17 protein-coding genes and 3 pseudogenes are annotated in these 22,222 nt (G+C 68.5%); 9 read left to right on the forward strand and 11 right to left on the reverse strand.

Annotated elements, in window-relative coordinates; all coding sequences use genetic code 11:
- The first annotated feature begins 38 nt into the window (after window positions 1-38).
- From aceF to lpdA (HK415_RS06350), 3 genes and pseudogenes are all read left to right on the forward strand, one after another.
- Window positions 39-1,724 carry a dihydrolipoyllysine-residue acetyltransferase gene (gene aceF / locus HK415_RS06340; protein WP_171557439.1) on the forward strand — a complete coding sequence of 562 codons (1,686 nt, stop codon included), beginning with the start codon at window positions 39-41 and terminating at the stop codon, window positions 1,722-1,724.
- Between the two features lie 12 nt (window positions 1,725-1,736).
- Window positions 1,737-2,336, forward strand: coding sequence for an Ntn hydrolase family protein (locus HK415_RS06345; RefSeq protein WP_171557441.1), 600 nt, complete (start codon window positions 1,737-1,739; stop codon window positions 2,334-2,336).
- Window positions 2,337-4,170 (forward strand): annotated as a pseudogene (gene lpdA, locus HK415_RS06350) (dihydrolipoyl dehydrogenase). It abuts the gene before it with no gap.
- A gap of 1 nt (window position 4,171) precedes the next feature.
- Here lpdA (HK415_RS06350) and soxA read toward each other — a convergent pair.
- From soxA to HK415_RS06385, 8 genes are all read right to left on the reverse strand, one after another.
- Window positions 4,172-4,942, reverse strand: coding sequence for a sulfur oxidation c-type cytochrome SoxA (gene soxA, locus HK415_RS06355; RefSeq protein ID WP_171563205.1), 771 nt, complete (start codon window positions 4,940-4,942; stop codon window positions 4,172-4,174).
- The gene (gene soxZ / locus HK415_RS06360; RefSeq protein WP_171557444.1) at window positions 4,942-5,262 is read right to left on the reverse strand and encodes a thiosulfate oxidation carrier complex protein SoxZ; all 321 of its coding nucleotides are present in this window, start codon (window positions 5,260-5,262) and stop codon (window positions 4,942-4,944) included. Before soxZ ends, soxA begins: the two co-directional genes overlap by 1 nt.
- Complete coding sequence (locus HK415_RS06365) at window positions 5,262-5,729, reverse strand: SoxY-related AACIE arm protein (protein ID WP_171557446.1); 468 nt, start codon at window positions 5,727-5,729, stop codon at window positions 5,262-5,264. Before HK415_RS06365 ends, soxZ begins: the two co-directional genes overlap by 1 nt.
- Window positions 5,730-5,739: 10 nt before the next feature.
- Window positions 5,740-6,159 (reverse strand): sulfur oxidation c-type cytochrome SoxX, encoded by a 420-nt coding sequence (gene soxX, locus HK415_RS06370; protein WP_309246598.1) that lies wholly within the window; start codon window positions 6,157-6,159, stop codon window positions 5,740-5,742.
- Window positions 6,160-6,210: 51 nt separating this feature from the next.
- On the reverse strand, window positions 6,211-6,426 hold the full coding sequence (locus HK415_RS24640) for a hypothetical protein (RefSeq protein ID WP_253261789.1): 216 nt from the start codon (window positions 6,424-6,426) through the stop codon (window positions 6,211-6,213).
- A complete protein-coding gene (locus HK415_RS06375; protein WP_253261790.1) occupies window positions 6,384-8,399 on the reverse strand; it encodes a xanthine dehydrogenase family protein molybdopterin-binding subunit in 2,016 nt (671 codons plus the stop codon). The genes HK415_RS24640 and HK415_RS06375 overlap by 43 nt, the downstream gene beginning before the upstream one ends.
- A complete protein-coding gene (locus tag HK415_RS06380; protein WP_309246599.1) occupies window positions 8,396-8,755 on the reverse strand; it encodes a (2Fe-2S)-binding protein in 360 nt (119 codons plus the stop codon). Before HK415_RS06380 ends, HK415_RS06375 begins: the two co-directional genes overlap by 4 nt.
- A gap of 235 nt (window positions 8,756-8,990) precedes the next feature.
- Complete coding sequence (locus tag HK415_RS06385) at window positions 8,991-9,584, reverse strand: C40 family peptidase (RefSeq protein WP_171557452.1); 594 nt, start codon at window positions 9,582-9,584, stop codon at window positions 8,991-8,993.
- Window positions 9,585-9,722: 138 nt separating this feature from the next.
- Between HK415_RS06385 and HK415_RS06390 the strand changes: the two are divergent.
- A pseudogene (locus tag HK415_RS06390) lies at window positions 9,723-10,864 on the forward strand (PQQ-dependent sugar dehydrogenase).
- Window positions 10,865-10,867: 3 nt separating this feature from the next.
- Here HK415_RS06390 and HK415_RS06395 read toward each other — a convergent pair.
- Genes HK415_RS06395 through HK415_RS06405 form a run of 3 tightly spaced genes read right to left on the reverse strand, consistent with a single transcriptional unit; the run spans window position 10,868 to window position 13,666 of the window.
- Complete coding sequence (locus tag HK415_RS06395; RefSeq protein WP_171557453.1) at window positions 10,868-11,527, reverse strand: response regulator; 660 nt, start codon at window positions 11,525-11,527, stop codon at window positions 10,868-10,870.
- A gap of 20 nt (window positions 11,528-11,547) precedes the next feature.
- Window positions 11,548-12,642, reverse strand: a complete 1,095-nt coding sequence (locus tag HK415_RS06400; RefSeq protein WP_171557455.1) for a hybrid sensor histidine kinase/response regulator — start codon at window positions 12,640-12,642, stop codon at window positions 11,548-11,550.
- Window positions 12,643-12,700: 58 nt separating this feature from the next.
- Entirely contained in the window at window positions 12,701-13,666 is a 966-nt protein-coding gene (locus HK415_RS06405; protein WP_171557457.1) for an ATP-grasp domain-containing protein, read from the reverse strand.
- 49 nt (window positions 13,667-13,715) lie between these two features.
- On the opposite strand from HK415_RS06405, the pseudogene HK415_RS06410 reads away from it, so the two are divergent.
- From HK415_RS06410 to lpdA (HK415_RS06430), 5 genes and pseudogenes are all read left to right on the forward strand, one after another.
- Window positions 13,716-14,320 (forward strand): annotated as a pseudogene (locus HK415_RS06410) (isochorismatase family protein).
- An 80-nt stretch (window positions 14,321-14,400) separates the two neighbouring features.
- Window positions 14,401-16,287, forward strand: a complete 1,887-nt coding sequence (locus HK415_RS06415; RefSeq protein ID WP_171557466.1) for a propionate--CoA ligase — start codon at window positions 14,401-14,403, stop codon at window positions 16,285-16,287.
- Window positions 16,288-16,536: 249 nt separating this feature from the next.
- Complete coding sequence (locus HK415_RS06420; protein ID WP_171557468.1) at window positions 16,537-19,407, forward strand: 2-oxoglutarate dehydrogenase E1 component; 2,871 nt, start codon at window positions 16,537-16,539, stop codon at window positions 19,405-19,407.
- Between the two features lie 106 nt (window positions 19,408-19,513).
- Complete coding sequence (gene odhB, locus HK415_RS06425) at window positions 19,514-20,782, forward strand: 2-oxoglutarate dehydrogenase complex dihydrolipoyllysine-residue succinyltransferase (protein WP_171557471.1); 1,269 nt, start codon at window positions 19,514-19,516, stop codon at window positions 20,780-20,782.
- Between the two features lie 9 nt (window positions 20,783-20,791).
- Window positions 20,792-22,219, forward strand: a complete 1,428-nt coding sequence (gene lpdA / locus HK415_RS06430) for a dihydrolipoyl dehydrogenase (protein WP_171557473.1) — start codon at window positions 20,792-20,794, stop codon at window positions 22,217-22,219.
- Window positions 22,220-22,222 lie beyond the last annotated feature (3 nt).

Raw genomic sequence — 22,222 nt, forward strand, 5'->3', positions numbered from 1 at the left:
AAGAGAAGGCCCCGGTCGGGCCGCGGAGAACAAGAAACATGGCTCTGGTCGAAGTGAAGGTCCCCGACATCGGGGACTTCTCGGAAGTCGCCGTCATCGAACTGCTGGTGAAGCCCGGCGACACGATCAAGGCGGAACAGTCCCTCGTCACCGTCGAATCCGACAAGGCTTCGATGGAGATTCCTGCCAGCCACGCGGGCGTGGTGAAGGAACTCAAGGTGAAGATCGGCGACAAGGTGAAGGAAGGGAGCGTGATTGCGTTGGTGGAGGCGGCTGGTGCTGCGTCCGGCAGCCCCTCACCCCAGCCCTCTCCCCAGAGGGGAGAGGGAGCAGCTGCCCCCGCGCCTGCATCCTCTCCCTCTCCCGCCCCGGCGGGAGAGGGCCGGGGTGAGGGTGGCCCGATCGAAGTCCGCGTCCCCGACATCGGCGACTTCAAGGACGTCGCCGTCATCGAGGTGCTGGTCAAGCCCGGCGATGCCATCAAGGTCGAGCAGTCGCTGATCACCGTCGAATCGGACAAGGCCTCGATGGAGATCCCGTCCTCGGCCGCCGGCGTGCTCAAGGAACTGAAGGTCAAGGTCGGCGACAAGGTCAACATCGGTGACCTGGTCGCGATGGTGACGGGCATGGGTGGTGGTGCCGCGAGCCCCTCACCCCAGCCCTCTCCCCAGAGGGGAGAGGGGGCAGCAGCCCCGGCGCGCGCCGAAGCACCCGTTGCGCCACAGGCAACGGGTGACCGCACGCCGCCCACCGCCGCCCTGCCGCCGCACGAACCGGCCAGCCCCAACGGCAGCCTGCCGCATGCCTCGCCCTCGGTGCGCAAGTTCGCGCGCGAGCTCGGCGTGCCGCTGGAGGAAGTCAGGGGCACCGGGCCCAAGGGCCGCATCACGCAGGAAGACGTCCAGACCTTCACCAAGTCGGTGATGTCCGGCGATGCGCGCACCAAGGCCGCGGCGGCCAAGGCGCCCGCGGGTGCTGGTGGCGGCGAGGCCCTGGGCCTGATCCCCTGGCCGAAGGTCGACTTCGCGAAGTTCGGTCCCGTCGAGCGCAAGGAGCGGCCGCGCATCAAGAAGATCAGCGCCGCGAACCTGCACCGCAACTGGGTGATGATCCCGCACGTCACCAACCACGACGACGCGGACATCACCGAGCTGGAAGCCTTCCGCGTGCAGATGAACAAGGAAAACGAGAAGGCCGGCATCAAGCTGACCATGCTCGGCTTCCTGATGAAGGCCTGCGTGGCCGCGCTGAAGAAATTCCCCGACTTCAACAGCTCGCTCGACGGCGAGGAGCTGGTGCTCAAGAGCTACTACCACATCGGATTCGCGGCGGACACGCCGAACGGCCTGATGGTCCCGGTGATCAAGGACGCGGACAAGAAGGGCGTGGTGCAGATCGCGCAGGAAACGGCAGAGCTGGCGAAGAAGGCGCGCGAGGGCAAGCTGAGCCCTGCCGAGATGTCGGGCGCCACTTTCACCATTTCTTCGCTCGGCGGGATCGGTGGCCGGTACTTCACCCCGATCATCAATGCGCCGGAAGTCGCTATCCTAGGCGTCTGCAAAAGCCAGACCGAGCCGGTCTGGGATGGCAAGCAGTTCCAGCCACGGCTGATGCTGCCGCTGTCGCTCTCATGGGATCACCGGGTCATCGATGGAGCGTCGGCAGCGCGCTTCAACGCCTACCTGGGACAGATCCTGGCGGACTTCCGTCGCGTGCTCCTCTAACAAAAAGAATCGATGACAACTGTAGTGGTGGTGAAGAAAGCCGGACAGATCGCGATCGCGGCCGACACCCTGGTCACCTTCGGCGACACCCGCCTCGCGCACCGTTTCGAGGACAACACCAAGATCTTCAAGGTCGAGACCGACGACGGGCCCAGCTACATCGGCATGGCCGGCACGGTGGCGCACTTCCCGGTGCTGCGCAAGGCGATGGGCTCGATGCCGCGCGAGATCCTCAGGCTGGGCAGCAAGGACGAGGTGTTCGACACCTTCACCAAGCTGCATCCCTACCTCAAGGACAACTTCTTCCTGCAGACGAAGGAAGAGGACAGCGACCCCTACGAGTCCAGCCAGTTCAGCGTGGTGATCGCCAACGCGAGCGGCATCTACGGCCTCTACAGCTACCGCGAGGTCTTCGAGTTCAAGGAGTTCTGGGGCATCGGCTCGGGCCGCAGCTTCGCGCTGGGCGCGATGCACGCGGCCTACGCCAAGGCCAAGACCGCGCGTGAAGTCGCGGAAGCGGGCATCGCCGCCGGTTGCGAGTTCGATCGCAACTCCGAGCTGCCCTGCGACATCTTCACTGTCAAGACCAAAGACGCGAAAGAGGCCAAGTAAATGGCGCAGACGGAAGTGAAGGTCCCCGACATCGGGGACTTCGAGAGCGTGTCCGTGATCGAGGTGCTGGTGAAGGCCGGCGACACGATCAAGGCCGAGCAATCCCTGGTGACGGTGGAGAGCGACAAGGCGTCGATGGAGATCCCGTCGTCGCACGCGGGGGTCGTGAAGGAAGTGAGGGTGAAGGTCGGGGACAAGGTGGCGGAGGGGTCGGTGCTGGCGGTGGTGGAGACCACGGGCGCTGCGGCTTCTTCTTCTTCCCCTCCCCCTCCGGGGGAGGGCAGGGTGGGGGCGCCGGGTGCCAGCACCGCAGCGGCTTCGCCGCCGCCCCCACCCCAACCCTCCCCGGAGGGGGAGGGAGCAAGACAAGTCCCGCTCCCCCGGCTCCTACTCCGGCGGCGTCGACCTCGAATGCGAGATGCTGGTCCTCGGCTCCGGCCCGGGCGGCTACTCCGCGGCCTTCCGGGCCGCCGACCTGGGCATGAAGACAGTGATCGTCGAGCGCTACGCCACCCTTGGCGGCGTCTGCCTGAACGTGGGCTGCATCCCCTCGAAGGCGCTGCTGCACGTGGCCGCCGTGATGGACGAGGTGAGCCACATGGACACGCTCGGCATCTCCTTCGGCAAGCCGACGGTGGACCGCGCCAAGCTCAAGGCGCACAAGGACAAGGTGGTGGGCAAGCTCACCGGCGGCTTGAATGCCATGGCGAAGATGCGCAAGGTCACCATCGTGCGCGGCATCGGCAGCTTCCTCGACGCGAACCACCTGGAAGTGCAGGAAACCACCGGCACCGGCTCGGAAACCACCGGCAAGAAACAGGTGATCCGCTTCCGCAACGCGATCATCGCCGCCGGCTCGCAGGCCGTGCAATTGCCCTTCATGCCCAAGGATCCGCGCGTGGTGGACTCCACCGGCGCGCTGGAACTGGCGACCGCACCCAAGCGCATGCTGATCCTCGGCGGCGGCATCATCGGCCTGGAGATGGGCACGGTGTATTCGACGCTGGGTGCGCGCCTGGACGTGGTGGAAATGCTCGATGGCCTGATGCAGGGCGCGGACCGCGACCTGGTGCGCGTGTGGCAGAAGATGAACACGCCGCGCTTCGACAACATCATGCTGAAGACGAAGACCGTGGGCGCCGAGGCGACCAGGGACGGCATCCTGGTGCGCTTCGAAGGCGAGCAGGCGCCCAAGGAACCGCAGGTCTACGACCTGGTGCTGCAGGCCGTGGGCCGCAGCCCGAACGGCAAGAAGATCGGCGCGGAGAGGGCAGGCGTGAACGTCACCGACCGCGGCTTCATCCCGGTCGACATCCAGATGCGCACCAACGTGCCCCACATCTTCGCCATCGGCGACATCGTGGGCCAGCCCATGCTGGCGCACAAGGCGGTGCACGAGGCGCACGTCGCGGCCGAAGCGGCGGCGGGCGAGAAGAGCACCTTCAATGCGCGGGTGATCCCCAGCGTCGCCTACACCGACCCCGAGGTCGCGTGGGTGGGCTTGACGGAGGACGAGGCGAAGAAGCAGGGTGTCGCCATCAAGAAGGGCCACTTCCCGTGGACGGCGTCCGGCCGGGCCATCGCCAACACGCGCGACGAGGGCTTCACCAAGCTGCTGTTCGATGCGGAAACGCACCGCATCGTCGGCGGCGGCATCGTCGGCACGCACGCCGGCGACATGATCGGCGAGATCGCGCTGGCCATCGAGATGGGCGCCGACGAAGTCGACATCGGCAAGACGATCCATCCGCACCCCACGCTGGGCGAAAGCATCGGCATGGCCGCGGAGATCGCGCACGGCACCTGCACGGACGTCCCGCCGCAGAAGAAGTGATTCAGGGACGCACGGCGGGCGTCTCCAGCTTCATCCCCGCTGCCCGCGCCGCCAGGTACAGCTCCAGCTCCGTCATCTCCACGCTTCCATGCGCGAACGGCTCCGCGCGCACGCCGGTCATGCAGCCGCGCAAGCGCCGGCCCAGCGACCCCATCGCCTGCCATTCCAGCCGGTAGATCGGGTAGCCGGTCGCGTGGCCTTGCGGGATCAGCGCGGAGGCTAGCCTGCCGCCGGCGCGCTCGTCGTGGCATTGCGCGCACGAGAGCTCCAGCTGGCCGATGCGTTGACGGTACAGCGCCTCGCCCCGTGCGAGGTGCGGCCTCAGGCGCGCATCGTCCGGCACGCTGATCGGCAGCCCGCGCGACTGCAGTCCCACGAAGCCCTCCAGTGCCAGCAGGTCGGCGTGTTCGGCAGGCAGCGCGCGCTGCCCCTGGTGCCGCTCGCGGCAGGCATTGATGCGGGTGGACAGGTTCACCGGACGCCGCAGCGCCTCGTCCCAGGCCGGATAGCGCGCGGCGACCCCGCGCATCGCGGACGGTTCGCCGTGGCAGCCGGCGCAGGACTTCGCGGAGGAAGAGGGCGCCCGCCGCCACAGCTGCTCGCCTTCCTGCACCCACAGCATCGCCGGATTCATGCTGTCGTCGCGCTGCATGGCCTGCGTCGACGGCCCCATGTCCTCGAAGCCGGAGCGGCGCGGATCGGGTCCCGCGGCAAACGCCGGCAGCAGGAACAGCAGGACAGCGGTCGCGGCGCCACGCCGCGGCAGGCGCATCACGTGACCTGCAGGGTGCGCCGCTCGACCTGCGCGAAGCCGTTGTCGCCCTGCCATTCGAACTCCAGCGTGCCGCTGTCGCCGGCCAGCAGGTGGAAGGACAGGTAGGGATTGGCCGCGATCGCGGGGAACAGATCGGCGCTGAACACCACCTCGCCGTTGTAGCGGCAGCTGAAGCGCCGGATGATGTCGCGCGGCAGCACGCGGCCGTCGGCGCCAGGCCGGTAGCCGGTCTCCATCGGGTGGGCGATGGTCACCCGCAGTTCCACCACTTCCCCCTTGCGCGCGCTGGCCGGCGCCTGGATCAGGGTGCGCGCCATCAGCTTTCCCCTTCGATGCAGGCGGCCAGCACCACGACCACGTCGACGGTGTCCGACCAGACGCTGCCGTCGCTCAGGCGCGCCAGCGCGGTGAGCTTCTGGCTGGTGGCCAGGCGGATGCGTGTCGAGACCTCGGCCTTGCCCGCGCGTGGGCCGAGGGTGAAGCGGCCCACGTCCTTCTGCGGGTTCTTCTCGTTGTAGATCGCGATCTCGCTCACGTGGTCGGCGGCGCTCATCGGGCTGTCCACCGTCACCCGCAGCGGCACCACGTTGCCGTTGTCCACCAGGGTCGCGATCTCGAGCTTCACGCGCCCCCGGCGTACGGGCTGGCCGCCGGCGAACTGCGACACTGCGGCGGCCATGGCGGCCGCGTCCTGTGCGGAGGCGGGACGCACCAGCACCTGCGCCGCCAGGCCGGCACCAGCCTGCAGGAGCAGGCGCCGGCGGGAGGACGGTCGGGTCGTCATGGCATCCAGCCTACCGCAGTGTCGCCAGCCATGCGACGACGTCCTCGACCTGCTGGGCGTCGAGGATGGGCTTTCCCGCCCATTGCGCGCCGATGCGCGAGGGGTTGCCCCTGCTGTGGAAGGCGGGCATGAAGCTGGACGGATTCACCCGCCGCGGATCCACCACCCGCAGCCGCAGCTGCGCTTCGCTGTAGCGCGCGCCGACACCCGCCAGGTTGGGCGCCAGGTCGCCCTGGAAGCGCTCCTCGGGCACCGGTGCCGCGTGGCACAGCAGGCACAGGCCCTGCTGGCGGCTGGCGACGATGGCGCGGCCGCGCTGCGGGTCGCCGCGCGCGCCGGCCAGGGGTTGGGGGATGCCGTCGCCTTGCACGGTGTAGGGGACGATGTCCGCAAAGGCTGCGCAGGAGAACACGAGCGCGAGCGCCCCCACCCCGGCCCTCCCCGGAGGGGGGAGGGAGAAGGACAGCCGTGGGGACATCCTTCAGGCGCGCTTGAGGCTCTGGTTCTTCAGCGGCAGGTCGCGGATGCGCTTGCCGGTGGCCGCGAAGATCGCGTTGAGCACCGCCGGCGCCGCCACCGCGATCGTCGGTTCGCCGACGCCGCCCCAGAAACCGCCCGAGGGCATGACGATGGTCTCCACCTTCGGCATGTGCTTCATGTGCACCACCGGGTAGGTGTCGAAGTTCGCCTGCTCCATGTGGCCGTCCTTGAGCGTGCATTCGCCGAACAGCGCGGCCGACAGGCCGTAGGCGAAGGAGCCCTCCACCTGTGCCTCGGGATCTGCTGCGGGTTCACGGCATGGCCGGGGTCGGTGGCCGCGACGATGCGGTGGATCTTCAGCTCGCCCTCGTTGCTCACCGAGACCTCGGCGCAGGCCGCGACGTAGCTGCCGAAGCCCATGGTCTGCGCCAGGCCGCGATAGACCTTCTGCCCGCTCACGTCGGGCGCCGGCCGGCCCCAGCCCGCGCGCTCGGCCACCGCGTTGAGCACGCCCAGGTGCTTCGGGTGGTTGGCCATCAGCTTGCGGCGCAGCGCCAGCGGGTCCTGGTGGGTGGCATGGGCGACCTCGTCGATGAAGGACTCCAGGTAGATCGCGTTCTGGTTCAGGTTCACGCCGCGCCAGAAGCCCGGCGGCACCGGCGGGTTGCGCATCGCGTGGTCCACCAGCAGGTTGGGGAAGCTGTAGCCGATCGACGCTTCCGGCCCGGGCGCGTTCAGGCCCTGGAACACCACGGGGTCCAGCCCGTTGCGGATGTTCTGCGGAAACACGCCGGCCAGGATGGACTGGCCGGAGATGCGCATGTGCAGCGCGGTGATGTTGCCCTGCGCGTCCAGCCCCGCGCGCAGCTTGCACTGCGTGACCGGGTGGAAGCGGCCGTGCAGCATGTCCTCCTCGCGCGACCACAGCAGCTTCACCGGCGTGCCGGGCATCTGCCTGGCGATCTCCACCGCCTGCCGCACCCAGTCGTGCACGGCGCCGCGCCGGCCGAAGCCGCCGCCCAGCAGCAGCTTGTAGACCTCGCACTTCTCCGCCGGCAGGCCCGAGGCTTCGGACGCCGCGGCCAGTGCCGCTTCGCCGTTCTGCGTCGGCGTCCACACCTCGCAGCGCTCCGGCGTGTAGCGCGCCGTGGCGTTCATCGGCTCCATGGTCGCGTGGTTCTGGTGCGGGTAGGAGTACACCGCCTCGATCACGCGCGCCGCCGAGCCCAGTGCCGCCTTGGCGTCGCCGTTCTGGTTGCCGACGACCGCGTCGTTGGCGTCCAGCCCCGCCTTGAGCATGGCGGCGACGCTGGCGCTCGATTCCTTGACGTTGGGGCCCAGGTCCCATTCGATCGGCAGCGCATCGAGTGCCGTCTTGGCGTGCCACCAGGTGTCGGCCACCACGGCCACGGCGCTGTCGCCGACCCGCACGATCCGCTTCACGCCGGGCCGGTTGCGGATCGCCGCTTCGTTGACGCTCTTCACCTTGCCGCCGAACACCGGGCAGTCCTTGATCGCGGCGTTCAGCATGCCGGGCAGCTTGAGGTCGGCGCCGTAGACCTGCTGGCCCGTGACCTTTTCCACCGTGTCCAGGCGCGCGAGGCGCTTGCCCACCAGCTTCCAGTCCTTGGGGTCCTTCAGGGCCACGTCGGCCGGCGGCTGCAGCTGCGCGGCCGCGGGAGCGAGCCGGCCATAGGTGAGCGTGCGGCCGGTGGGCACGTGCGTGACCACGCTGTTGGCCGCGCGCAGCTCGGACACCGGCACCTTCCACTCGTTGGCCGCGGCCTGCACCAGCATCATGCGGGCCGTGGCGCCGCCCTTGCGCACGTAGTCATGGGACTCGCGGATGCCGCGGCTGCCGCCGGTGGAGAAGTTGCCCCACACGCGCTTGCGCGCGAGGTTCTGGGCCGGCGTCGGGTATTCGGTGGTGACCTTGGCCCAGTTGCACTCCAGTTCCTCGGCGACCAGCTGCGCCAGGCCGGTCAGCGTGCCCTGGCCCATCTCGGAGCGGGCGATGCGGATCACGACCGTGTCGTCCGGCCGGACCACCACCCACGCGTTCACCTCGGGCGCCGCGGCCTGCGCCTCGGCGCTGCCCGCGAAGGGCACGTGGAAGCCGACCACCAGGCCGGCGGAAGCTGCGGCCTTCAGGAAGCCGCGGCGGTCCAGGGAGTGGGCGTCGGTGCTCATGTCGTGCTCCCGTCGGTGTGCTGGATGGAGAGGCCGGCGCTCTTGAGTTCGCCGCGCGCCACGGCGTGGATGGCCGCCCGGATGCGGTTGTAGGTGCCGCAACGGCAGATGTTGCCCATGGCCTCGTCGATGTCCGTGTCGGTGGGGCGCGGCTTGGCCTTCAGCAGGGCCGCCGCCGCCATCACCTGGCCGGACTGGCAGTAGCCGCACTGCGGCACGTCCAGCGCCACCCAGGCGCGCTGCACCGGATGCGAGCCGTTGGGCGACAGGCCTTCGATGGTGACGATCTTCTCGCTGGCGCCGATGCTGGAGATCGGCCGCACGCAGCTGCGGGTGGGCACGCCGTCGATGTGCACGGTGCAGGCACCGCAGGCGGCGATGCCGCAGCCGTACTTGGTGCCGGTCAGGCCGAGCTGCTCGCGCAGCGCCCAGAGCAGGGGGTGTCACCTTCCGCATCGATGTCGCGTACCGCGCCGTTGACGTTGAGTCTGGCCATGCCGCTCTCCTGGTTGTGGCGGGCGCATGGTACGGGGCGGGGATGCCTTTGCATCCTCGCGTATTCACTATGGGAATCTCTCTTACGCGGGGAATTTATTGCGGCACGGACGAGGCCTGCGCGGCCGGCATCGGCAGGTTCACGCGGCGGGCACCGTCGAAGCGCGTGGACCAGTAGGGCACGCCCATGTCTTCCACCCGCACCTGTGCACCAGGCTTGGGCGAATGGATGAACTTGTTGTCGCCGACGTAGATGCCGACGTGGCTGAAGGTGCGCTTGAGCGTGTTGAAGAACACCAGGTCGCCCGGCTGCAGTTCCTTGCGGTCGATCTTTTGCGTGGCTGCGGCCTGTTCGTTGGCGCGGCGCGGCAGGATCAGCCCGACCGTCTGCTCGTACATGGCCTTGACGAAGCCGCTGCAGTCGAAGCCCGTTTCCACCGAACTGCCGCCACGGCGGTAGGGCACGCCGAGGAAGCCCATGGCGGTGACCACGAGGTCGGAGGCCCGGTGCGCGACACGCGAGGCGCCCTCGTGCACGCGCTCGCCCACGTTGACCCGCACTTCCTCCAGCCGGTCGACCAGGCGCTTTTCCGCCATGAAACGGCCGACGTCGTCCTCGGCGGAGGCCGGAGGCGCGGCCTGGGCGCCGGTGGCGGCGGCAAGCAGGAGGAGGCTGAGCCAGCGGGTCATGGGCGCGGAGATTAGCCTCCGGCCGAGCCAGCCGTCAAGCGAACAGTTCATTCCAAGTTCTTGATTTGTTTCGAAGATTTGCTGCCGGGCGGGGCCGGCTCCCCACGGGGAGGGCGGCTGGGGAACAATGCGTCCACCATGCGCAGCAACTTCCCAACGATCTCCTGCCTGCGGCTCTGGGGCCGGCTGGCAGCTTCCTGCACCGCGGCCATTCTCGCAGCTTCGCTGGCGCCGCTGGCCGCCGCCCAGCAGGTGCGCGCCCAGACGGTGGCCACCGGGCTGGAACACCCCTGGGGCGTGGCCTTCCTGCCGCAGGGCCGCTTCCTGGTGACGGAGCGCCCCGGCCGCATGCGGGTCATCAGTGCGCAAGGCGCGCTGGGCGCGCCTTTGGCCGGCGTGCCGGAGGTTGCGGCGCGCGGGCAGGGGGGGCTGCTCGACGTGGTGGCCGACTCGGCTTTTGCGACGAATCGAACAATCTATTTCTGTTTCTCCGAGCCGGGCAGTGGCGGCAACAGCACGGCATTGGCGCGCGCGCGCCTGTCCACGGACGAGCGCCGGCTGGAAGAAGTGCGGGTGATCTTCAGCCAGAAGCCCAAGGTGGCCAGTTCGTTGCACTTCGGCTGCCGCATCGTGGAGGCGCGCGACGGCAACCTGTTCCTGACGCTGGGCGACCGCTTCCAGCGCAAGGACGACGCCCAGACGCTGGACACGCACCACGGCAAGATCGTCCGCGTGCAGAAGGACGGCGGCGTTCCGCGCGACAACCCCTTCGTGGGCCGGGGCAGCGCCTTGCCGGAGATCTGGAGCTACGGGCACCGCAATGCGCAGGGCGCGGCGCTGGCGCCCGACGGTACGCTATGGATGCACGAGCACGGCCCGCAGGGTGGCGACGAGATCAACCAGCCGCAGGCCGGGCGCAACCACGGCTGGCCGGTGGTCACCTTCGGCGAGAACTACGGGGGCGGCCGCATCGGCGACGGCATCACCCAGAAGCAGGGCATGGAGCAGCCGCTGCACTACTGGGTGCCCTCGATCGCGCCGTCCGGCATGGCCTTCCTGACCAGCGACCGCTACGGCGAGGACTGGAAGGGCAGCCTGTTCGTCGGCTCGCTGAAGTTCGCCTACCTGGCGCGCCTGCAGCTGGCCGGCGGCAAGATGGCGCGGGAAGAGAAGCTGCTGGAGGGGTGGGGCGGGTGCGCGACGTGCGGCAGGGGCCGGACGGCTTCCTGTACCTGCTGACGGACGAGGGGAATGCGAAGCTGGTGCGCGTGGTCCGATAGGGCTCAGGCCTTGACCAGGCCCTTGCGCACTGCATACCGGGTCAGGCTCGCGATGTCGTTCAGGCGCAGCCGCTCCATGATCCGCGCCCGGTGCACGTCCACCGTCTTGGGGCTCAGCCCCAGCTCGAAAGCGATTTCCTTGGCCGACTTGCCCTGCGCGATCAAGGTCAGGATCTCGACCTGCCGGGTCGTCAGCTCGTCGTCCACGGTCGGCTCGGAAGGCTGCAGCAGCCGCTGCGCGACCGCGGCGCTGAAGTAGCTGCCGGTGGCCATCACGCTGCGCAGCGCCTGTTCCAGCTCGAACGGGGGCGCGTCCTTCATCAGGTAGCCGCAGGCGCCGTTGGCGACCGCGCGCTTGACGAAGTCCACCGTGTCGTACATCGACAGCACGATCACCTTCACGTCCGGGAAGCGCGTGTGCATCTCGGCGATGGCGGTGATGCCGTCCATGCCCGGCATGGAGATGTCGGTCATCACCACGTCCGGCTTCACCGATTCCAGCAGCTGCAGCAGTTCGTTGCCGTTGCGCGCCTCGGCGATCACCTGCACCCCGTCCACGGTGGACAGCAGCGCCTTGATGCCGGAGCGCACGAGGTCGTGGTCGTCGGCCAGCACCACCTGGATCGGCAGGGGATTGTTCGCGTTCTTGTGCATCATCATCATGGTGGGGCTCCCTCTCGTCATCACAGCACTGCGCGGATCGCCACGCCGCTGCCTTCGCGCGTGCGGATGTGCAGCCGTCCGCCCGCCAGTTCCGTCCTCTCGATCATGCCGTACAACCCGATGTTTCTTTCACTCTGATGGCCGTTCAGGACGGCCGCCTTGTCGAAACCGATGCCGTCGTCCACCATCAGCACGCTGATGCGGCCCCGCGGCAGGAAGCGCAGCCGCACCCGCACGCGCGAGGCCTTGGCGTGGCGCACGGTGTTGGTCAGGGCCTCCTGCACCAGGCGCACGGCGACCGCGGCGTTCTCCTCCAGCACCTTGGGCTCCTGGCCCCGGGTGGTGACCTCCCAGCGCAGGCCGGCCGGCTCGGCGATCCGCTGCATCGCCGATTGCACCGCCGGCACCAGCCCCAGCAGGTCGAGCTGCGCCGGCCGGAGGGAGAAGGACAGGGTCTTGAGCTGCTGCAGCGCGCCGTTGGCCAGTTCGGCCGCCGTCTCGCTGTGCTTGTTCGCCACGCCCGGCTCGGGGGTGCGCTTGGCCGCGTGCAGGTGGATCACCACGGCGGTCAGCGTCTGCCCCAGCTGGTCGTGCAGTTCGCGCGAGATGTGGGAGCGTTCGCGCTCCTGCGCGAGCACGAAGCGGGCGGACAGCTCCTTCAGGCGCGCGTAGGCGGCCTGCAGTTCCGCGTCCACGCGTTCCTTCTCCTGGGCGCGCCGGCGTTCCTCGAGCACGCGGCCGATGATCTGCGGCAGCGTGCCCAGCTTGTCCTTGGTCAGGTAGTCCTTGGCGCCGCAGCGCAGCACGTGCACCGCCGCTTCCTCGCCGATGGCGCGCGTCAGCACGATCAGGGGAACCGTGCAGCGGCGGGTGACCAGGATCTGCAGCGCCGCATAGGGCGAGAAGCGGGGCAGGTTGAAGTCGCACAGGATGACGTCCCAGTCGCCTTCGAGGGCGGCGACGAAACTGCTCGCGTTGTCCACGCGGTGCAGCTCGTAGCGGCGGGACGGGTCCGCCCGTTCCAGCGCCAGGCCCATGAGCTCGACGTCGTCCGGGTTGTCCTCGACGCACAGCAGCCGGATGGGTTGGGAGTCTTGGACAGCGCGGCTGGACATGAGGGGGTGCGCGGGAAGTGTACCGTCGCGCTGGATGGCCCCCACTTAGGCAAGTTCCCTATCGCCCGCGCGCGATCTCGCGCTCGAGGTAGTCGACGACGCGCTCGAACGGATCGAAGCCGAAGGCTTCGGCCACCGAAGGCCGCAGGTTGGAGTTGGCGTTGATGTCGTAGAAGACCCGGCGCCCGTCGGTGGTGTCCAGGTATTCGATGCCGCCGACATCCAGGCCGACCGCCTGGACGATGCGCCTGGCGGTGGCCACGGCCTCCGGCGGGACCTCGGGGTAAGGGTGGAACTCCACCGGCGGCGCGGCCACGGGCTCGTGGGCGGGCAGCTCGCACATCCCTGCGCCGTCGTCGGGATTGCACACCGGCGAGGGGCACAGGTTGAAGCGCCCGTGGGTCTTCACGCGCATGGCGTAGAGCAGCTCGCCGCCCACGAATTCGAGGCGCACGATCCCTTGCTCGGGATCGTGCGGCAGGTACTCCTGCAGCAGGAACAGGTTGTCGGGCAGCCAGTTGGCGGGATCGCGGCGGAAGATGTCCTCCACCTCCTGCAGCGAGTCCACCACCTGGATGCGCGCGCCGCTGCCGCCCTGGTCGGGCTTGAGCACCGCGGGCCATGTGATGGCGGCGGCATGGGCGCGCAGGGCGGACGCGTCGTTGAAGGTGATGGAGCGGGGCGTCGCGATGCCCAGGCTTTCCAGCAGGCTCGCCTGCACGCTCTTGCTCAGCTCGAGCGCGAACACGTCTGCGCCGTTGAGCACGCGTGCGCCCAGGCGCTCCAGCGTGCGCATGCAGGCCAGCGCCAGCGGCACGGCCCGGGTGTTGCCGCGCAGGTAGGCGCTCGGGCTGGCCTGGTTGAAGTACAGCGGTGCGCGCGGCGCCTCCATGTTGCTGAAGGCCGCGCGCGTCACGTCGAAGGGCTCGAAACGCACGCCGCGCCGCGCCAGCGCCGCGAACAGCGGCTTCTGCCATTCCGGGTGTTCGTGCAGGCCGACGAGGTCGGGACGGGGCGAGTCCATTTCCGGGCCATCCTAGCCGCAGTCAATAATCCCCCTCGAAGGAATGCCTATGCTGCTGGACGCCGAAGAATCCCAACTGGTGCTGGTCGACTACCAGCAACGCCTGATGCCCGCCATCCACGAGGGCGAGCTGGTCCTGGCCAATGCCCTGCGGCTGGCCCGCATCGCCCAGATGCTGCAGGTGCCCCTGTGGGCGACCGAGGAGAACGCCGAAAGCCTCGGTGGCACGGTGGAGGCGCTGCAGCCGCTGGTGGCCGGCCGCGTGCTGCCCAAGATGGCCTTCGACGGCACCAGCGTGCTGCTGCCGCGGCTGAAGCCCGCGGCCAAGCCGCAGGGCGGCAATGCCCGCAGCCTGCCCAAGCACCTGCAGAAGGCGGCGCCGGCCCCGCGGCCGCGCGCGAAAGCATCGTGCTGGCCGGCTGCGAAGCGCACGTGTGCCTGATGCAGACGGCGCTGGGCCTGCTGGAGGAGGAGCTGGAAGTCTGGGTGGTGACGGACGCCTGCAGCTCGCGCAGCGAGCGCAATCGCGACGCCGCCTTCGACCGGCTCGCCGGCGCGGGCGCCGAACTGGTGACCACCGAGATGGTGGCCTTCGAGTGGCTGCGGGATGCGGGTCATCCCCGGTTCCGGGACGTGTTGACCGTCGTCAAATAGGGGCAGGGGCGCCGCCTGCGTCAGCTTCCGGCAAGTCCCGTGGCCACAATCGCGGCGGTCAAGACCTGCAGGAGACAAGCATGGGTTACGCGGAGTTCTACCGTCGCTCGATCGAGGATCGCGACGCCTTCTGGGCCGAACAGGCGAAGCTGATCGACTGGCAGACGCCCCCGGCGCAGATCTGCGACGCGAGCAACCCGCCGTTCTTCAAGTGGTTTGCCGGCGGCAAGACCAATCTGTGCCACAACGCGGTGGACCGCCACCTGGCCACGCGCGCCGACCAGGCCGCGCTGATCTTCGTCTCCAGCGAGACCAACGAGGAACGCGTCTACACCTTCCGCGAGCTGCACCACGAAGTGCAGAAGATGGCGGCGGTGCTGCAGTCGCTGGGCGTGGGCAAGGGCGACCGCGTCCTGATCTACATGCCCATGATCGCGGAAGCGGCCTTCGCCATGCTGGCCTGCGCGCGCATCGGCGCCATCCACGCGGTGGTGTTCGGCGGCTTCGCCTCGCACTCGCTGGCCTCGCGCATCGAGGACGCCACGCCCAAGGTCGTGGTCAGCGCCGACGCCGGCTCGCGCGGCGGCAAGGTGGTGCCGTACAAGCCGCTGCTGGACGAGGGCATCCGGCTGTCGGCGCACAAGCCCGACGCCGTGCTGCTGGTGGACCGCAAGCTCGCGCCCATGGAGAAGGTTGCCGGCCGCGACCAGGACTGGGCGACGCTGGCCGACAAGCACCTGCGCACCCAGGTGCCCTGCGAATGGCTGGATTCCACCGACATCAGCTACACCCTCTACACCAGCGGCACGACCGGCAAGCCCAAGGGCGTGCAGCGCGACGTCGGCGGCTACGCGGTGGCGCTGGCCGCCAGCATGAAGCACATCTTCCTGGGCAAGCCCGGTGAGACCTACTTCTCCACCAGCGACATCGGCTGGGTGGTGGGCCACAGCTACATCGTGTACGGCCCGCTCCTGTACGGCATGGCCACGATCATGTACGAAGGCCTGCCGATCCGCCCGGACGCCGGCATCTGGTGGAGCCTGGTCGAGAAGTACAAGGTGACCTCGATGTTCAGCGCGCCCACCGCGGTGCGCGTGCTGAAGAAGCAGGACCCGGCCTTCCTGAAGAAGTACGACCTGTCCAGCCTGCGCGCCCTGTTCCTGGCGGGCGAGCCGCTGGACGAGCCGACGGCCAAGTGGATTTCCGAGAGCCTGGGCCGCCCGATCATCGACAACTACTGGCAGACCGAAAGCGGCTGGCCGATCCTGACCGTGGCCAACGGCGTGGAGAAGAAGCCCAGCAAGTTCGGCAGCCCGGGCGTGCCCATGTACGGCTACGACGTGCGCCTGGTGCACGAGTCCACCGGCGAGGAACTCACCGGCCCGGACCAGAAGGGCGTGGTGGTGATCAAGGGGCCGACGCCCCCGGGCTTCATGCAGACGGTGTGGAAGGACGACGAGCGTTTCGTCAAGACCTATTGGTCCAGCATCCCGGGCCAGCAGGTGTACAGCACCTTCGACTGGGGCATCCGCGATGCGGACGGCTATTTCTACATCCTGGGCCGCACCGACGACGTGATCAACGTCGCCGGCCACCGCCTGGGCACCCGCGAGATCGAGGAGAGCATCTCCTCGCATCCCAACATCGCCGAAGTCGCCGTGGTGGGCGTGGCCGACCAGCTCAAGGGCCAGGTGGCCATGGCCTTCTGCGTCGTGAAGGACACCTCCGCGCTGACCGACGAGAAGGCGCGGCTGAAGCTCGAGGGCGAGGTGATGAAGGTGGTGGACGAGCAGTTGGGCGCCGTGGCGCGGCCGGCGCGCGTGCGCTTCGTCACCGTGCTGCCCAAGACCCGCAGCGGCAAGCTGCTGCGCCGGGCGATCCAGGCTGTGTGCGAAGGCCGCGACCCGGGCGACCTGACGACCATCGAGGACCCGACGGCGCTGCAGCAGATCAAGGACCTCGTGTAGGCGGGGACTGCACAGGACGCAAGGGGCGCGCTGCGCCCCTTTTCTTTCCCGGCCCTGACATTCATCCCCCTTGCCACAACAGCTTCTCTGATCCCGGCCAATGGCGGCGCCCGCCGTTCGATGGCACAATCCCCCCGCAACCAAGGGCCCTTCCCCACAGTCGCATCCGCCAACCGGTAAAGCCGTGTCGCGGGAGGTTTCTCAACCAGCTTCATTGTTCCCTGCAGGGGAACGGAAAGTAGCGAACCGATGAGCGAGCAGAGCTCCGTCTACACGGCCTACAACGGCAATTCCTATCTCTTCGGCGGCAACGCGCCCTATGTCGAGGAGATGTACGAAAACTACCTCGCCAATCCCGGCAGCGTCCCCGACAACTGGCGCGAGTACTTCGACGCGCTCCAGAACGTCCCCGCGGTCGACGGCTCCAATGCCAAGGACGTGCCCCACCTGCCGGTGGTCAACGCCTTCGCGCAGCGCGCCAAGCAGGGCGTCACCCGCGTGGTGGTGGCCGCCGGCGCCGACTCCGAACTCGCCCGCAAGCGCACCGCCGCGCAGCAGCTGATCGCCGCCTACCGCAACGTCGGCTGCCGCTGGGCCGACCTCGACCCGCTCAAGCGCACCGAGCGCGAGCACATCCCCGAGCTCGATCCTTCCTTCTACGGCTTCAGCGACGCCGACCAGGAAGCGGTGTTCAACACCAGCAACACCTTCTTCGGCAAGGACAGCATGTCCCTGCGCGAGCTGCTCAACGCGCTGCGCGAGACCTACTGCAGCACGATCGGCGCCGAGTACATGTACATCAGCGACCAGGGCCACAAGCGCTGGTGGCAGCAGAAGCTGGAAGCGATCCGCAGCAAGCCCAGCTTCACCGCGGAGAAGAAGCGCCACATCCTCGACCGCCTGACCGCGGCCGAAGGCCTCGAGCGCTTCCTGCACACGAAGTACGTGGGCCAGAAGCGCTTCTCGCTGGAAGGCGGCGAGAGCTTCATCGCCTCCATGGACGAACTGATCCAGCAGGCCGGCGCCAAGGGCGTGCAGGAGATCGTGATCGGCATGGCCCACCGTGGCCGCCTGAACGTGCTGGTCAACACCCTGGGCAAGATGCCCAAGGACCTGTTCGCCGAATTCGACCACAGCGCACCGGAGGAACTGCCCGCGGGTGACGTGAAGTACCACCAGGGCTTCAGCTCCGACGTCAGCACCCCCGGCGGCCCGGTGCACCTGTCGCTGGCCTTCAACCCCTCGCACCTGGAGATCGTGAACCCGGTGGTCGAGGGCTCGGTGCGCGCCCGCATGGACCGCCGCGCCGACACCCAGGGCAAGCAGGTGCTGCCGGTGCTGGTGCACGGCGACGCCGCCATCGCCGGCCAGGGCGTGGTGCAGGAGACGCTGGCGCTGGCCGAGACCCGTGGCTACTTCACGGGCGGCACGGTGCACATCGTCATCAACAACCAGATCGGCTTCACCACCTCCGACCCGCGCGACGCCCGCTCCACGCTGTACTGCACCGACATCGTCAAGATGATCGAGTGCCCGGTGCTGCACGTGAACGGCGACGACCCGGAAGCGGTCGTGCTGGCCACGCAGCTGGCCATCGAGTACCGCACCGAGTTCGGCAAGGACGTGGTGGTGGACATCGTCTGCTTCCGCAAGCTGGGCCACAACGAGCAGGACACGCCCTCGCTCACCCAGCCGCTGATGTACAAGAAGATCGCGGCCCACCCCGGCACGCGCAAGCTGTACGCCGACAAGCTGGCCGCCCAGGGCATGGGCGACACGCTGGGCGACGACATGGTCAAGGCCTACCGCGCCGCCATGGACCAGGGAAAGCACACGGTGGACCCGGTGCTGTCCAACTTCAAGAGCAAGTACGCCGTCGACTGGGCGCCCTTCCTGGGCAAGAAGTGGACCGACGCGGCCGACACCGCCATCCCGCTGGCCGAGTGGAAGCGCCTGGCCGAGCGCATCACCACCGTGCCGCAGGACTTCAGCGTGCACCCGCTGGTCAAGAAGGTGCTGGAAGACCGCGCCGCCATGGGCCGCGGCGACGTCAACATCGACTGGGGCATGGGCGAGCACATGGCCTTCGCCTCGCTGGTCGCCTCCGGCTACCCGGTGCGCCTGTCCGGCGAGGACGTGGGCCGCGGCACCTTCGTGCACCGCCACGCCGTGCTGCACGACCAGCAGCGCGAGCGCTGGGACACCGGCACCTACATCCCGCTGCAGAACGTGGCCGAGAACCAGGCGCCCTTCGTCTGCATCGACTCCATCCTGTCGGAAGAGGCGGTGCTGGGCTTCGAGTACGGCTACGCCTCCAACGACCCCAACACGCTGGTGATCTGGGAAGCGCAGTTCGGCGACTTCGCCAACGGCGCCCAGGTGGTGATCGACCAGTTCATCGCTTCCGGCGAAGTGAAGTGGGGCCGCGTCAACGGCATCACGCTGATGCTGCCGCACGGCTACGAGGGCCAGGGCCCAGAGCACAGCTCCGCGCGCCTGGAGCGCTTCATGCAGCTGTCGGCCGACACCAACATCCAGGTGTGCCAGCCGACCACGGCCAGCCAGATCTTCCACCTGCTGCGCCGCCAGATGGTGCGCAACCTGCGCAAGCCGCTGGTGATCATGACGCCCAAGTCGCTGCTGCGGAACAAGGACGCGACCTCGCCGCTGTCCGAGTTCACCAAGGGCGCCTTCCAGACGGTCATCCCCGACCAGAAGGACCTCAAGGGCGACAAGGTCAAGCGCGTGGTCGTGTGCTCGGGCAAGGTCTACTACGACCTGGCCAAGAAGCGCGAGGAGAAGGGCGCCGACGACGTCGCCATCATGCGCATCGAGCAGCTCTATCCCTTCCCGCACAAGGCCTTCGCGACGGAACTGAAGAAGTACCCGAACGCGACCGACCTCGTGTGGTGCCAGGACGAGCCGCAGAACCAGGGCGCCTGGTTCTTCATCCAGCACAACATCCACGAGAACATGAGCGAAGGCCAGAAGCTGGGTTACGCCGGCCGCGCCGCCTCCGCCTCGCCCGCCGTGGGTTACGCGCACCTGCACGCCGAGCAGCAGAAGGCTCTGGTGGATGCGGCCTTCGCGAAGCTGAAGGGCTTCGTTCTCTCCAAGTAGCGATATTCCCGGCGCCTGCGGCGCGGGAATATCTCCGCGCGGTCGACACGGACGCTGATGCGCCGGTCACCGCGCGGTGCACCGAACAGAATCAAGGAAGAATCAAATGGCTATCGTTGAAGTGAAGGTCCCGCAACTGTCCGAATCCGTTGCCGAAGCGACCCTGCTGCAGTGGAAGAAGAAGCCCGGCGAGGCCGTGGCGCAGGACGAGATCCTGATCGAGATCGAGACCGACAAGGTGGTGCTCGAAGTGCCCGCGCCCAGCGCCGGCGTGCTGGGCGAGATCGTCATGGCCGATGGCGCCACCGTCACCTCCGACCAGGTGATCGCCCGGATCGACACCGAGGCCAAGGCCGGCGCCGCGGCGCCCGCCGCCGCCAAGGCCGCCCCGGTCGCGGCCACTGCCGCTGCCGCCGCACCCGCGGTGGCTGCTGCCGGCGGCTCCAAGTCCGGCGTGGCCATGCCCGCCGCCGCCAAGATGATGGCCGACAACAGCGTGCCCGCCGGCGCCGTCGGCGGCACCGGCCGCGACGGCCGCGTGACCAAGGGCGACGTGATCAGCGCGCTGGCTTCGGGCGTCATCGCCAAGGCCGCCGCCGCTCCCATGCCCGCCGCCGCCGCGTCCGCGCGCCAGCCGCTGCAGCAGGTCTCCGCCCCCGTGGTGGACCTGGGCGACCGCCCCGAGCAGCGCGTGCCGATGTCGCGCCTGCGCGCCCGCGTCGCCGAGCGCCTGCTGCAGTCGCAGTCCACCAACGCCATCCTGACCACCTTCAACGAGGTGAACATGGCGCCGGTGATGGAGATGCGCAAGAAGTTCCAGGAGAAGTTCGAGAAGGAACACGGCGTCAAGATCGGCTTCATGTCCTTCTTCGTGAAGGCCGCCGTGCATGCGCTCAAGAAGTACCCGGTGCTCAACGCCTCGGTGGACGGCAACGACATCGTCTACCACGGCTACTTCGACATCGGCATCGCGGTGGGCTCGCCGCGCGGCCTGGTGGTGCCCATCCTGCGCAACGCCGACCAGATGTCCTTCGCCGACATCGAGAAGAAGATCGCCGAGTACGGCGCCAAGGCGCGCGACGGCAAGCTGGGCATCGAGGAGATGACCGGTGGCACCTTCTCCATCTCCAACGGCGGCGTGTTCGGCTCCATGCTGTCCACCCCCATCATCAACCCGCCGCAGTCCGCCATCCTGGGCGTGCACGCGACCAAGGACCGCGCGGTGGTGGAGAACGGCCAGATCGTGATCCGCCCGATGAACTACCTGGCCATGTCCTACGACCACCGCATCATCGACGGCCGCGAAGCCGTGCTCGGCCTGGTGGCGATGAAGGAAGCGCTGGAAGACCCGGCCCGCCTGCTGTTCGACATCTAAGAAGAAAACATGGCAAAGAACTTTGACGTCGTCGTCATCGGCGGCGGCCCCGGTGGCTACATCGCGGCGATCCGCGCGGCGCAGCTGGGTTTCAACACCGCCTGCATCGACGAGTGGAAGACCAGGGACGGCAAGCCCGCCCCGGGCGGCACCTGCACCAACGTCGGCTGCATCCCTTCGAAGGCGCTGCTGCAGTCCTCCGAGAACTACGAGGAAGCCGGCAAGCATTTCGGCGACCACGGCATCTCCATGAAGGACCTGGCGATCGACATCGGCAAGATGATCGCGCGCAAGGACGCCGTGGTGAAGCAGAACAACGACGGCATCCTCTACCTGTTCAAGAAGAACAAGGTCACCTTCTTCCACGGCCGCGGCTCGTTCGCCAAGGCGGGCGGGGAGGGCTACGAGATCCAGGTGAAGGGCGCGGCGGACGAGACCGTCACCGCCAGGCACGTGATCGTGGCGACCGGCTCCAGCGCCCGGGCGCTGCCGGGCGTGCCCTTCGACGAGGAACTGGTGCTGTCCAACGACGGCGCGCTGCGCATCGGCGCGGTGCCCAAGAAGCTGGTGCTGGTCGGCTCCGGCGTGATCGGCCTGGAGATGGGCTCGGTGTGGCGCCGCGTGGGCTCGGAAGTGACGGTGCTGGAAGCCCTGCCCACCTTCCTGGGCGCGGTCGACGAGCAGATCGCCAAGGAGGCGCACAAGGCCTTCACCAAGCAGGGCCTGAAGATCGAGCTGGGCGTGAAGGTCGGCGAGATCAAGCCGGAAGGCAAGGGCCTGTCGGTCGCCTACACCAACGCCAAGGGCGAGGCGCAGAGGCTGCAGGCCGACCGCCTGATCGTGTCGATCGGCCGGGTGCCCAACACCAAGGGCCTGAACCCCGAGGCCGTCGGCCTGAAGCTGGACGAGCGCGGCGCCATCGTGGTGGACGACGAGTGCAGGACCAACCTGCCCAACGTGTGGGCGGTCGGTGACGTCGTGCGCGGCCCGATGCTGGCGCACAAGGCGGAGGAAGAGGGCGTGGCCGTGGCCGAGCGCATCGCCGGCCAGCACGGGCACGTGAACTTCAACACCATCCCCTGGGTGATCTACACCAGCCCCGAGATCGCGTGGGTCGGCCGTACCGAGCAGCAGCTCAAGGCCGACGGCGTGCAGTACAAGGCCGGCACCTTCCCCTTCATGGCCAACGGGCGCGCCCGCGCTCTCGGCGACACGACGGGCATGGTGAAGTTCCTGGCCGACGCCAAGACCGACGAGATCCTGGGCGTGCACATCGTGGGCCCGATGGCTTCCGAGCTGATCTCGGAGGCGGTGGTCGCGATGGAGTTCAAGGCCTCCGCCGAGGACATCGCCCGCATCTGCCACGCGCACCCGTCGCTGTCGGAAGCGACCAAGGAAGCGGCGCTGGCCGTCGACAAGCGCACTCTCAACTTCTAAGAG

It is taken from the genome of Ramlibacter montanisoli (genome assembly GCF_013087525.1).
Lineage (GTDB): Bacteria > Pseudomonadota > Gammaproteobacteria > Burkholderiales > Burkholderiaceae_C > Ramlibacter > Ramlibacter montanisoli.

Coding starts and splice junctions, on each gene's coding strand:
- aceF (WP_171557439.1), top strand. CDS start 39: ATGGCTCTGGTCGAAGTGAAGGTCCCCGACATCGGGGACTTCTCGGAA.
- HK415_RS06345 (WP_171557441.1), top strand. CDS start 1,737: ATGACAACTGTAGTGGTGGTGAAGAAAGCCGGACAGATCGCGATCGCG.
- soxA (WP_171563205.1), bottom strand. CDS start 4,942: ATGCGCCTGCCGCGGCGTGGCGCCGCGACCGCTGTCCTGCTGTTCCTG.
- soxZ (WP_171557444.1), bottom strand. CDS start 5,262: ATGGCGCGCACCCTGATCCAGGCGCCGGCCAGCGCGCGCAAGGGGGAA.
- HK415_RS06365 (WP_171557446.1), bottom strand. CDS start 5,729: ATGACGACCCGACCGTCCTCCCGCCGGCGCCTGCTCCTGCAGGCTGGT.
- HK415_RS24640 (WP_253261789.1), bottom strand. CDS start 6,426: ATGGAGCAGGCGAACTTCGACACCTACCCGGTGGTGCACATGAAGCAC.
- HK415_RS06375 (WP_253261790.1), bottom strand. CDS start 8,399: ATGAGCACCGACGCCCACTCCCTGGACCGCCGCGGCTTCCTGAAGGCC.
- HK415_RS06385 (WP_171557452.1), bottom strand. CDS start 9,584: ATGACCCGCTGGCTCAGCCTCCTCCTGCTTGCCGCCGCCACCGGCGCC.
- HK415_RS06395 (WP_171557453.1), bottom strand. CDS start 11,527: ATGATGATGATGCACAAGAACGCGAACAATCCCCTGCCGATCCAGGTG.
- HK415_RS06400 (WP_171557455.1), bottom strand. CDS start 12,642: ATGTCCAGCCGCGCTGTCCAAGACTCCCAACCCATCCGGCTGCTGTGC.
- HK415_RS06405 (WP_171557457.1), bottom strand. CDS start 13,666: ATGGACTCGCCCCGTCCCGACCTCGTCGGCCTGCACGAACACCCGGAA.
- HK415_RS06415 (WP_171557466.1), top strand. CDS start 14,401: ATGGGTTACGCGGAGTTCTACCGTCGCTCGATCGAGGATCGCGACGCC.
- HK415_RS06420 (WP_171557468.1), top strand. CDS start 16,537: ATGAGCGAGCAGAGCTCCGTCTACACGGCCTACAACGGCAATTCCTAT.
- odhB (WP_171557471.1), top strand. CDS start 19,514: ATGGCTATCGTTGAAGTGAAGGTCCCGCAACTGTCCGAATCCGTTGCC.
- lpdA (WP_171557473.1), top strand. CDS start 20,792: ATGGCAAAGAACTTTGACGTCGTCGTCATCGGCGGCGGCCCCGGTGGC.